Below are 12400 nucleotides of genomic sequence, written 5' to 3'. Positions count from 1 at the left end.
AGCCAGCCGAGAAATTCGGAATCAGCGACAATCGCAGCTTCGCAAGACCGGTGCGCATGGAGGAGTAAACAATGCGGGAGACGGAGATCTGGACATGGGATGCAGCAACCGTCGCGACTGCAATCCGTTCCGGCAAGATATCGAGCCGGGAGGCAGTCACTGCCTCGCTTGAGCGTCTGACTGCCGTCAATCCCGCGATCAATGCAATTGTCGACGAGATGGAGGAAGAAGCCTTGGCGGCAGCGGAGGCAGCAGATGCGGCGCTGGCGCGGGGCGAGGCTGCCGGGCTGCTTCATGGCGTACCTGTGACCACCAAGATGAACGTCGACACGGCAGGTCGCGCCACCACGAATGGCCTTGTCGCCCTCAAAGATGCCGTGGCTGTCGAAGACAGTTCGTCGGTGGCCAATTTGCGCCGGGCCGGCGCGATCTTTGTCGGACGTACCAATGTTCCGGCATTCTCCTACCGCTGGTTCACGTCGAATGATCTGCATGGAACGACATATAACCCTTGGGATTCCAAACTATCGCCGGGCGGCTCGACGGGCGGCGGGGCCGCCGCAGCAGCCGTAGGCATTGGCACATTGACACATGGCAACGATGTTGCAGGTTCACTTCGCCTGCCCGCCAGCGCCTGCGGCATTTACGGGCTAAAACCGACAGTCGGTCGGCTACCAAGCTATAATCCGTCTCAGGTTGGTGAAAAATCCCTTTGCCTGCAAGCGGGAGCAACCGAGGGTGTCATGGGCCGCTCGGTGTTCGACTTGCGGATTGGTCTCAAGGTCCTGGAGGTTCCCGACTATCGCGATCCGACAATGGCACCCCTGCCACCGGGCCGCCCCGACGACAATCTGCCCTGCCGCGTCGCACTTTATACGGGCCTTCCTCATGACGATGTTCATTCTGAGATCGTCGACTTGACTCGCAAGGCGGCCTCTTGGCTTGAAGATGCGGGATATGCTGTCGAGGAGGTGGTGTTGCCAGACCTCGCCGAAATCGCCGAATTGTGGATGTCGATGCTGTACGCGGAAGCCACGGGTCCCGTTCGGGAGACATTGTTTGCGCTTGGCGGCGAAACATTCAAGACCTCATTTCTCAACACAGCTGCCAATTTTCGTGAGTTGACGCCGATGGAATTCCACCAGGCATGGCAGCGTCGACTGACAATCCAGCGCAAATGGGCGGAGCTGTTCAGCATCTATCCGATTGCCCTTATGGCGACGTCATTTCAGCCGGTGTTTCCGCTGGACTACGACCTAGAGGGGCCGCAGACACTCGGACGCATTGCAAAAGCCTACCGGCCGCTTGCCGCCATTGCCGGTCTTTCCGTTCCTGCCATTTCCGTGCCCGCGGGCTTCGTGAACGGAGCGCCTTCGGGTGTGCAGATCGTATCAAGCTGGTTCCGCGAGGAGCGGTGCCTGTCCGCCGCGGCAGTCATGGAACAAAGAATCGGAAAGATGATTCCGATCGACCCTCGGGGGCTTGATCCTTCAAAGCTGTCGGGCATGATAGAATCATGAAGAGTGTATTGAAACAAAAGAGCATTTTGCGGCCCAATAGCGATGGCAAGCGCGAACTCATAATTGAGGCCGCGTTGAAAGTGATGATCTCCGAAGGCCTGTATCGGGCGACAACCCGGAAAATTGCCGAGGCGGCGGGACTGAACCTCGCGACTTTGCATTACCACTTCAATGACAAGGAAGGGATATTCTTCCTTGCCATGGAAAAGTTGATCGCAAATTATCGGATCGCGCTGGCCGATCATTTTGCCGGCGAACAGAAGCTTCGTGACCGGATACATGATCTCGCCCATTTCATTTGGGGCGAGATCGAAAAGAATCCCGATGAGCAACTCGCTCTGCAGGAGATGACCCTTTATCTTTTGCGGCATCCGGACGCTGCTCCTTTGGCAAAGGATAAGGACCGGGAATTCCTCGCACTTTACATCGATATTCTGAGCACCGCGAGCGATGCGGGTTCATTGAGCAAGAAGGACATTACGACGCTGGCTAACCTGATTTACACCGGCCTCGTAGGACTGTTCAATCAATGGCTCGCGACGCGCGATAAAGCGCAGCTTCTGACAACGTTGGATAATCTTGTTGAATCGGCGCAAAATGTCGCGAGCAGGAAGCCTCGAAGCCAGTGAAGCTGACCGGATTCATTCCGGCCGCTACACGGGTCGCACAGCCGATTAAATCGTGGACCACTGCACACTGGACTTCACCTCACGCATTCAGCGACAACGTTAGAATAACATCGAGCGAAACCCTGGCGCTTGATGACCGCTTAGGGCCAACTGCGGAAGTCACGTCAGCTTCGCGCTCTCATCGCGGTCATAGAGTCCGATCAAGCGGCGGCTCAAAAGCGGACAATGCGGTGGGGCTGTTTGCGCCGCCAGCGGTCAAGGCTCATTCGGGATCCGGTGGATATCGATGACTGAAGGGGCGATCCGTCTACCCATCGCGCGGATTTGCGCCTGCGGCAGCAAACTAAATGTCGGTGTGTTGTTCCACCGACGAATGATCGCGGAAATCCGGCTGCCAGAATAAGAGATTTATCGGAATTTTATCGGTAGCGGATCGGGATTTCCGATGTCGCCTTGGGCGATAAGATCGCATCGACAACAGGCATGCAGGGCGTTGCAACGCGAGGCTGAGAGGCTTTCGGCGCAGGGGCTCCGTTTGCCGATCATGCGGGAGTTCGTGCAATGCCACTCAGCATCAAGAAGAGGCGACTGGTTGGCGTCATCTCGCTCACCCTGGCGGGCCTAGCCGTTTCGGCCTGGCACCACGCCAATGGCGAGAGCGTCGCGCCGAAAGAGGTGGTCGCAAAGGCGGAAGCCAGCCTCGTTCGGGCCTTGAAGGTCGAGCCGACTGAGATCGACGACGTGAGGGCTGCGATCGGCGAAGTGCGGCCGCAGCGCGAGAGCGATCTCGGCTTCCGGCTCTCGGGTAAGATCGTCAAGCGGCTGGTCAACACCGGCGCGATGGTCAAGAAGGGCGACTTGCTGGCTGTCATCGAGGACGAGGACTACCGCAACAAGGTTCGCAACGCCAAGACGGAAGTCGCAACCGCCGAAGCGGTTCTCGTCGAGGCCGCCGCAAACGAGAAGCGGCAGGGCGGCCTGTTCAAGAAGCGCTATACGTCGGCGGTCAATTACGAAGCGTCGGTCAAGGCCCTGCGCTCCGCCGAAGCGAAGCTCGAATCGGCCAAGATTGCTCTCCAGATGGCGAAGGACCAGCTCGGTTATACCGAGCTCCGGGCGGATTTCGACGGCATCGTCACCGCAACCGGTGCCGAGAACGGTCAGCTCGTCAATATCGGGCAGATGGTGGTCCGTGTCGCCGATCCCAAGGCGCTCGATGCCGTCTTCTCGATCGCCGAATCCGTCTTCGCCAACAGCCCGGAAGGTCAAATCCCGCCGGTATCGGTGGCGCTGCTCAGCAACCCCGCCATCAAGGTCTCGGGCCGGGTGCGCGAGATTTCGCCGGTGGCGGACGCCGTCACCCGCACCTTCCAGATCAAGGTCGGTCTCGACAACCCGCCCGCCGAAATGCGTTTCGGCGCGAGCGTGGCCGGGCGCCTTGATCGCAAGGCGGAACCGGTCGTGGTCCTGCCGGGCGGCGCGCTGTTCGACAAGGGCGGCGAGCCGGCGGTCTGGGTCGTGGGCAAGAATGCCGAAGTGTCGCTGAAGCCAGTGACGGTCGTCCGCTACGAGATCGACCGCGTGGTGATCGGCAGAGGTCTCAACAAGGGTGACATCGTCGTCACCGCCGGCGTCAACCGCCTGCATGACAGGCAGAAGGTCCGCCTCCAGGAAGGAGTTTCCGAATGAACGCGTACGATACAGACGTCCTCATCGTCGGCGCCGGCCCGACCGGCCTGACGCTCGCCCTCTGGCTGAACCGGCTCGGCGTTTCGTTCCGCCTCATCGACCGGCGCCTGAAGCCCGGCGAGACATCGCGGGCGCTCGCGGTGCAGGCACGGACGCTCGAGTTCCATCGCCAGATCGGCATCGTCGACGAGATCATCGACGCCGGCGTCAAGGTGGAGCGGCTGACGATCCGTACCCCGGGCAAGATCCGCGCGACTCTTAAGCTCGCCGATTTCGGCAGGGGGCTCAGCCCCTATTCCTTCGCCTTCGCGCTTCCGCAGGACGTGCACGAGAAGGTGATGATCGATGCGCTCGAGACATCGGGCGCAACAGTCGAGCGCGGCATCGAGCTCGCGTCTTTCTCCCAGGACGCGACCCGCGTCACGGCGACACTATCAGGCAATGGCCGCGAGGAGACGATCCGCGCCGCCTATGTCGTCGGCTGCGACGGCGCGCATAGCGCTGTCCGTCACGGCATCGGCGTCGACTTTCGGGGCGGCGCCTATGAGCAGGTCTTCTATGTCGCCGATGTCGAGGGCCATGGCGCCTATACGAAAAACGGCATGGATACGACGGTCGGCCGCTACGGCTTCGCCATCGTCATGCCCGTGCGCCAGTCCGGTACGCTGCGCCTGATCGGCGTGGTGCCGCAGGAGCACGAACGCGACGAGACGATCACGTTCGAGGCGATCCGCAGCGAGATTGAGCGCGACACCGGCATCCATGTCGAGACGGTCAAGTGGTTCTCCACCTACCGCATCCACCATCGCGTCGCCGCTCGCTTCCGCGTCGGCCGTGCCTTCCTTGCCGGGGACGCGGGGCACATCCACAGCCCGGCCGGCGGCCAGGGCATGAACACCGGCATGGGGGACGCGGTCAACCTCGCCTGGAAGCTCGCGGCCGTGCTGCAGGGCCGTGGGAACAGCCGTCTGCTCGATTCCTACGAACCTGAGCGGATCGCGTTTGCCCAGACACTGATAAGGAGCACCGACCAGGTGTTCCGGGTGGTCGCAAGCCGTTCGAAACTCGTCGGGCTGTGGCGCCGCTATGTGATGCCACACATGATGGCGACGTTCATCGGCTCGTCGTTAGGATCGACGTTCTTCTTCCGTATGATCTCCCAGATCGGCATCCAGTATCGCGAAGGCCCGATCAGCGGGGGCCGGGCCGGCAAGCTCAAGGGCGGGGACCGCTTGCCCTATGTGGCGATGAAGTCCGGCGACAATTTCCTGCCGCTCACGTCGCTCGACTGGCAAGTCCATGTCTATGGCGATGCCGATCCGGCCTTCCGGCTAGGCCTCGCGCCATCGGGCGTGCCGATCCATGTCTTCGCCTGGAGCCCGGAAGCCGGCAATGCCGGCCTGGTGCGTGACGCGGCCTATCTCGTTCGTCCGGACGGGCATGTCGCACTCGCTTTGCCGCATCAGGACGCCGGCGCCTTCGAGACCTATCTCGACGCGCTCGCCATCAAGCCGCGCGAAGCCAAGACCAAGGCCTCGCTCAACGAAACCAGCGCCCTTCTCGCCGACCGGCTGAGCCGCCTCGGCTACCAGCACGCAATCAAGGAAAAGTCCGGAGCATTGCCATGACAAGCTTCAACCTCTCCGACTGGGCACTCCGCCACCGGAGCCTGGTCATCTACATGATGATCGCAGCCGCTCTGGCCGGCATCTTTGCCTATCGCAACCTCGGCCGGGAGGAAGACCCGGCCTTCACGATCAAGACCATGGTGATCAAGACCATGTGGCCCGGCGCGACCACGGCCGATACGGTCAAGCAGGTCACCGACCGTATCGAGAAGAAGCTCGAGGAGCTGCCGAACCTCTCCTTCGTCAAGAGCTACACCAAGCCCGGCGAATCTGTCGTCTTCGTCAATCTCGAGGACACGGTGGCAGGCGATGCGGTGCAGCCGCTCTGGTACCAGGTGCGCAAGAAGATCAACGACATCAAGACGCAATTGCCCTCGGGTATCCAGGGTCCGTTCTACAATGACGAGTTCGGCGATACCTATTCGTTCATCTATGCGCTGACCTCTGACGGCTACAGCCATCGCGAGCTCAAGGACCTGGCAAGCAGCCTGCGTGCCGAATTCCTCGAAGTGTCCGATGTCGCCAAGGTCGACCTGATCGGCCAGCAGGACGAGAAGATCTATCTCGAATTCTCGACCCACAAGCTGGCGGCACTGGGCCTGGACTCTGCCTCCCTGACGCAGGTCCTGCAGACGCAGAACGCGCTGACGCCAAGCGGCACCGTCGATAGCGGCCCGGAGCGCATCGCGATCCGCGTTACCGGCGAATTCACCTCGGAGGACAGCCTCAAGGCGATCAACCTCTATGCCAACGGCCATTACTTCAGCCTGGGCGACGTTGCCGAGGTGAAGCGCACCTATTCCGACCCGCCGCAGCCGATGTTCCGCGTCAACGGCGTACCCGCGATCGGCATCGCGATCTCGATGACATCCGGCGGCGATGCGCTGGCGCTCGGCGAGCATGTTAAGGAAAAGGTCGGCGAACTGACACGCGAACTACCGCTGGGCGTCGACCTCAAGATCGTCGCGGACCAGTCGCATGTCGTCGAGGAATCCGTCGGCGAGTTCACCAAGAGCCTCGGCGAAGCCATCGCCATCGTGCTGGGCGTGAGTTTTCTCGCGCTGGGCTGGCGGCCGGGCATCGTGGTGGCGATCGCCATTCCGCTGGTTCTGGCCATCACCTTCACGGCCATGGATTATTTCGGCATCTCGCTGCAGCGCATCTCGCTCGGCGCGCTGATCATTGCGCTCGGTCTCTTGGTCGATGACGCCATGATCGCGGTCGAAATGATGATCTCGAAGATGGAGGAAGGCTGCGACAAGATCACCGCCGCGACCTACGCCTATACGTCTACCGCCTTCCCGATGCTGACCGGCACGCTGGTCACCATCGCGGGCTTCGTGCCGGTCGGCTTTGCTAAGAGTGGCGCGGGTGAATATTGTTTCTCACTGTTCGCGGTGGTCGGCATCGCCCTCGTCGTCTCCTGGATCGTGGCCGTGCTTTTCACCCCGCTGACCGGCGTGATGATCCTGCCCGACAGCCTGAAGAAGCATGGCGGCCACGGCGGTCATGGCGGCAACTGGTTCTCGCGTGTCTTCCGTGCCTCGCTCGATCTCGCGATGCGGGCTCGGTGGGTGGTGTTGGGCGCGACGGCTGGTCTCTTTGCTCTCGCCATTGTCGGCATGGGCATGGTGCAGCAGCAGTTCTTCCCCAAGTCCGACCGCCCCGAGGTGATGCTCGACCTGACGCTGCCCCGCTCCGCCTCCATCAAGGCGACCGAGCAGGCCGTGGCCCGCGTTGAGGAGATCCTGAAGACGGACCCTGACATCGATCACTGGAGCTTCTACGTCGGCCAGGGCGCGGTGCGCTTCTACCTGCCGCTCGACACCCAGCTTTCGAACGACTATTTCGCCCAAGCCGTGGTCGTAACCAAGGGTGCGCATGTCCGCGAAGGCGTGATCAAGCGGCTGGAAACGGCGATGGCCACGGGTTTCGACGATGTCATGACCCGCGTCACGCCGCTCGAAATGGGTCCGCCGGTCGGCTGGCCGCTAAAATTCCGCATCAGCGGTCCCGACGCAGACCAGACCCGTGACATCGCCCAGAAATTCGCGCAACTGCTCGGCAGCGATAGCAGGATCCGCAACATCAACTACGACTGGAACGAGCCGTCCAAGGTGATCAAGGTCGAGGTCGACCAGGATCGCGCCCGGGCGCTCGGCATCAGCTCGCAGGGCCTGTCGGACACGATCAACGCGATCCTGTCGGGCTCCAAGATCACCCAGATGCGCGACGACACCTATCTGATCGATGTCGTGGCGCGGGCGGTCCCCGAGGAACGGGCCAAGATGGAAACGCTGCGCATGCTGACCGTCTCCACGTCGAGCGGACAGCGCGTGCCGCTCGACCAGGTCGCGACGCTGTCCTACTCGACCGAGGCACCGCTGATCTGGAGACGCGACCGCCTGCCGACCATCACGGTCCAGGCTGACGTGGCGCCGGGTGTCGAGGCAACCGCCGTGGTCAAGGCGATGGGCAAGCAGCTCGCGGACTTCCGCGCCAGCCTGCCCGCCCGCTACAGCGTCGAACTAGGCGGCGTGATGGAAGACAGCGCCAAGGCACAGGCCTCGATCTTCGTGGTTCTGCCGCTGATGCTGTTCCTCATGGTGTCGATCCTGATGGTCCAGCTCAGGAGTTTCCAGCGCGTGTTCCTGGTGCTGATGACGGCCCCGTTGGCCCTGATCGGTGTCGCGGGCGCGCTGCTCCTTTCGGGCTCGCCGATGGGCTTCGTCGCGATCCTGGGCGTCATGTCGCTGGCCGGCATGGTGATCCGCAACTCGGTGATCCTGATCGCGCAGATCGATCAGTATATCGACGCCGGCGAGGCACCCTGGGAGGCTGTGATCAGCGCCACCGAACACCGCCTGCGGCCGATCCTGCTGACCGCAGCCGCCGCCATCCTCGGCATGATCCCGATCGCGCCGACAGTGTTCTGGGGTCCGATGGCCTATGCGGTCATGGGCGGCCTCATCGTGGCGACAGCGCTGACGCTGTTCTTCCTGCCCACGCTCTACGTTACCTGGTTTCGCATCAAGGCGCCTCAAGCCGCGGCGCCTCATTCCCCCGCCGACACGTCGACCGGACTGCCTGATCAACCCGAATTCGCCTTCGCCTGAAATCCCGGCTCAATACAAAGGAAATGACAATGACATCCCAAATCGGAAAACTGCTCGTCTATGCCAACGCCGTCTTTCTCGTCGTCGCCTCGCTCGGCGGCTTCGTCACCGACGTCAGGGGCTCGTTCTTCGGAACGGGGCCGGGGGCGGCGCTGCTCAACCAGGCGCCCGGCGCGGGCATCGGCATGATGGAGGCCCATGGTCTCGCCTTCATCATCGCCGCGACGATCCTGGCGGCCGGCTACGGTCGCCGCTGGCACCTGATGCTGCTGGCCATTCACCTGCTGCTCGGCACCTGCAACCTGATGTTCTGGCAGTTCTTCATCGTAAGCGACATGCTGACGGTCGGCTATGTCACGACGATAGCTCATTGGCTGTTCGCGGCAGCACATCTCGCCGTGCTGGCCACGCCGGCCGCGACGGCAGAGGCCAGCCGGGCATTTAGATAGGATCGACGCTCAGTGCTCGCCAAAGGCCGCCGCAACGCCTTCGGCGAGATGCTCGCCGTCAGCTGCGTGCTCAAAGGGCACGCCGCTTCTCGCATAATCGAGGGGAGAGAACCCGGGATAGTCCCTCTTTATCAGATCGATATTCCGCCGCGCCGCAACCATGTCGCCCGCCTGCGCATAGCAGGCCGCAAGCCGGGTGCGGATCCATGGAGTCGGACGCGTGGCAAGCTCCAGCGCCTCTGCGGCCTGACGATATTCGCCGAGCATATAGAGCGCCATCGAGCGGTCGAACTGGTACCAGTGAGGATAGATCGGATCGATGCGGATCGCCCGCGCCAGCCATTCCATCGCATCGATCGGGCGGCCGCGCATGACGAGAATATTGCCCATCTGGCCGATACATTCCGGATCGTAACGGTTGAATTCGAGCGCTGTGCGGGCGCTGTGTTCCGCGGCCTCGTGCTCGCGCATATAGAGTCGGAGCAGCGAACGGACCCGATGGCCGGTCGCAAGATGCGGCGCAAGCGCTATGCCCTTGTTGACGATATCGCGTGCCTCGGCGAGCACGGTGGCACTCGCCCCGCCGAATTCGTCGACCAGCGCATGCGTCAACCCGAGATAGATATGGGCCAGCCCACTGTCGGGATCCTTGGCGACGGCTTCCTCGAACAGCACACGGGCCGTCTCGATATCGGTCTGCGCCGGGTCGCGCAGCAGCGCGGTACCACGAAGGATCAGCTCGTGCGCCGCTAGGTTCGGCACCGGCTTGCGCATCGCCTGTTCGAGGCCCGCGGTCGAAACGCGCACCACCAGTCGGCCGACAATGTCCTCGACAATATCCTGGCCGATGACGAACATGCCTGAGCCGCTCGCCTGATAGCGATGACCCCAGAGCTGGACGGAATTAGCGGCATCGACGAGATTGATCGTGGCGGTAATGTCCTCGCCCTGCCGGCGGACGGCGCCCTCTACGATATAGTCGGCGCCGGTCTTCGCGCGGATCTGCGGCCATTCCGACCGCTCGAAAGACATGAAAGAGAAGCTGGAATTGCGCGCGAGCACGGTGACGTGACCGAAGGCCGCGATGCCGTTGATGATGTCTTCGGCAAAGCCATCGACCAGCATCATGCCGGCCGTTTCGCCCTCGTTGCGGAATCGCAAGACCGCGACGATCGGCTGGCTGCCGACCTCGGGCACCACCTCGTTGCCGACCGCCAGCATGTAGCCACGCTTCGGCACCGTGCGAACCAGATCCTCGCCGATAAGTCTGCGGATCTCGCGTACCGACTGGGTGAGCGAATCCTCAGTGACGAAGACGCCGGGCCAGACAGTGTCGAAGAGTTCGCCTTTGGGCACGACGCGGCCCATATTGCGGGCGAGATGGGTGAGGATGCCGTAAGCCTTGGGGCGCAGAAACAGGGCCTCGTCGCCGCGCAGCAGCATCCCTCGGGCGAGGTCGAGCGAGAACCCGCCAAATCGAAAGGTCTGATAAGGGGTTGATTCCGCCATCATCCCTCCACTTCGCACAAGCAATGTTCTCATGAATCCGCCGTCCCGTCCAACAAGCCGATGGATTGCCACGCATGCGTTTCACATCAACGTCGAGATTGCGGACCGATGGAATTTTGATCCAAACAAAGGAAAAATGCGAACGCTTGACCAACCAATTTGAGGCCTAACCAAATGTCCGTTTTCGTGTTGCGTGCCCTAGCAGCGGACAGTCCGTTCACGGCCCCACATCTGCCGTCCGCCCGAGCGGAGAAACCCCTACATGCGGCGAAACTTGGCTCACGACGTTTGGCGAGATCTTATCGGGGGCGGGGAGTAGACTCCGCCAGCAGCAACCATTCAACTGCGGCGCGGGTGGAACGCGAGCAAGAACATACAGGCAATGGTGCCGGCGGAGAATCCAGCCACCACCCAAGGGTGTTCAAGGCCGAATGCCAGAACACCAAGGAGAAAGAACATTAAAATGATAGCTTTCCAAGTCATACGATGATTTTAGCTGAAGGTCCGGATTTCGCAATCGTAGGAGGACTGTGAATTTCAAAAAAACGAACGTCCCTGATGTTTTTGCTACGGTTTTTGCTACGGTTCTGCGTCGGGCCCAAAAAATATTAGTTATTAAAATCAGATGTTTAGTAAGGTTTCGCGTTAGGTGTGGCGGATGTCGGGTGCGCCACCGAACTAGCTGATTTCATTGATTTATCAGTCTTTGCTTGTTTTCTCTAGCGCAGAAAATAAGCTAGCTCAGTCCTAGCCCAGTCGCGCTTGCGCTTGGGAATTTCTCAATGTTTTCAATGTAGGCTGTTGGGGCTGGGATGCGCATCTAGCGCAGTACCAGCGCAGTTGCGGGACCATAGCAACTCGAAGGACGCCCCACGTTATGCTGCATGATCCGAGCCAGAAGAAGACGACACCCTTCCAGCTTTTTCAGCGAGAGGGCACGCGGAATTGGTCGATGCGATATTCGTTCGGCGGTCGGCAATACAAGAAGACGCTCGGCACTGCAGACTATGACCAGGCGATGCAACGCGCCTACGAGATATGGCACGAACAGAGTTTTAGGGTGAAGCAGGGCCTTTCCCTCGACAGTCACGCCTTTTCGGAGGTGGCTGAAGAATTCATCGAAATGGTCGACGCACAGGCTGAGCGTGACGAGCGCAGCAAGTATCATCCCATTTACTGGCCGGCGGTTACGACGGTTTCCCGTCGGGTACTTTGGCAACCGTGGTATTGAGACCATCACGACGACTGATATCGAGCGATATCTCGAATGGCGTAAGACCTACTGGACCACGGGGCCGGGTACAGAGATCGCCGAAATTCGATACGAGCGGGAAGACGGCCGGATTTTCACGCGACCTGCGCCGCGCAAGCCGGCCGCTCTCAGCACGATCAAGGGCGAGATGGTCATCATCCGCGAGATTTTCGACCGTGCCGCGAAATGGGGCTATTGCAAGCCGATCGTTATGCCCGCCGTGAAAGTCCGCAAGAAGCCGGACAATCGTCGTCCTGGTTTCTCGCCCGAAGAATATGAGCGGCTTCTCAACAAAAGCGAGGAGCGAATGTATCAGCCACAGCAATCGGTGCGGCTGATCAAGGCCAAGGACGGTCGTGTTTGGTCGCAAAGCACGCTGACCGACCGGGTTCGTTCCGATCGTGTCCGGCTCCATGCTTATATCGAGCTTATGGCGAATTCCGGCCTGCGCCCGACCGAGGCGAAGAACCTCTCGTGGCGCGACATCCTGCGATTTCGAGAGACACGGTCGCTGCCGCTGTTCAAGCAGGACGCTCGACTTCAGGTTCACGGCAAGGGCAAACACGGCGATGCCGTACCCATGCATGGCGCAGTCCAAGCCCTTCACA

At 61.2% G+C, this 12400-nt stretch carries 8 protein-coding genes and 1 pseudogene; 8 read left to right on the top strand and 1 reads right to left on the bottom strand.

The window, feature by feature from the left end; translation table 11 throughout:
• Positions 1-71: 71 nt before the first annotated feature.
• The 6 genes from AC2YI2_RS32700 to AC2YI2_RS32675 all read left to right on the top strand — a co-directional run bounded on the left by AC2YI2_RS32700 (position 72) and on the right by AC2YI2_RS32675 (position 9031).
• Positions 72-1520: an amidase gene (locus AC2YI2_RS32700; protein WP_487390711.1), complete on the top strand. Its 1449-nt coding sequence runs from the start codon at positions 72-74 to the stop codon at positions 1518-1520.
• Complete coding sequence (locus AC2YI2_RS32695) at positions 1517-2149, top strand: TetR/AcrR family transcriptional regulator (RefSeq protein WP_487390710.1); 633 nt, start codon at positions 1517-1519, stop codon at positions 2147-2149. The genes AC2YI2_RS32700 and AC2YI2_RS32695 overlap by 4 nt, the downstream gene beginning before the upstream one ends.
• 561 nt (positions 2150-2710) lie before the next feature.
• The gene (locus AC2YI2_RS32690; RefSeq protein WP_487390709.1) at positions 2711-3838 is read left to right on the top strand and encodes an efflux RND transporter periplasmic adaptor subunit; all 1128 of its coding nucleotides are present in this window, start codon (positions 2711-2713) and stop codon (positions 3836-3838) included.
• Positions 3835-5466 (top strand): FAD-dependent monooxygenase, encoded by a 1632-nt coding sequence (locus AC2YI2_RS32685; protein ID WP_487390708.1) that lies wholly within the window; start codon positions 3835-3837, stop codon positions 5464-5466. The genes AC2YI2_RS32690 and AC2YI2_RS32685 overlap by 4 nt, the downstream gene beginning before the upstream one ends.
• Positions 5463-8582, top strand: coding sequence for an efflux RND transporter permease subunit (locus AC2YI2_RS32680; RefSeq protein ID WP_487390707.1), 3120 nt, complete (start codon positions 5463-5465; stop codon positions 8580-8582). The genes AC2YI2_RS32685 and AC2YI2_RS32680 overlap by 4 nt, the downstream gene beginning before the upstream one ends.
• A gap of 29 nt (positions 8583-8611) precedes the next feature.
• Positions 8612-9031, top strand: a complete 420-nt coding sequence (locus tag AC2YI2_RS32675; RefSeq protein WP_487390706.1) for a hypothetical protein — start codon at positions 8612-8614, stop codon at positions 9029-9031.
• 9 nt (positions 9032-9040) lie between these two features.
• Here AC2YI2_RS32675 and AC2YI2_RS32670 read toward each other — a convergent pair whose 3' ends face one another.
• Positions 9041-10540, bottom strand: coding sequence for a winged helix-turn-helix domain-containing tetratricopeptide repeat protein (locus tag AC2YI2_RS32670; RefSeq protein ID WP_487390705.1), 1500 nt, complete (start codon positions 10538-10540; stop codon positions 9041-9043).
• 877 nt (positions 10541-11417) lie between these two features.
• Here AC2YI2_RS32670 and AC2YI2_RS32665 point away from each other — a divergent pair.
• Together AC2YI2_RS32665 and AC2YI2_RS32660 are read left to right on the top strand one after the other, a co-directional pair.
• Positions 11418-11771, top strand: coding sequence for a hypothetical protein (locus AC2YI2_RS32665; protein ID WP_487390704.1), 354 nt, complete (start codon positions 11418-11420; stop codon positions 11769-11771).
• Positions 11686-12400, top strand: a pseudogene (locus AC2YI2_RS32660) (site-specific integrase); the annotation flags it as partial. The gene AC2YI2_RS32665 and the pseudogene AC2YI2_RS32660, both read left to right, overlap by 86 nt.

The organism is Rhizobium sp. SRI_017, assembly GCF_057586295.1.
The sequence above is the reverse complement of the archived record's forward strand: the minus strand, read 5'-3'. Positions and strand labels throughout refer to the sequence as shown.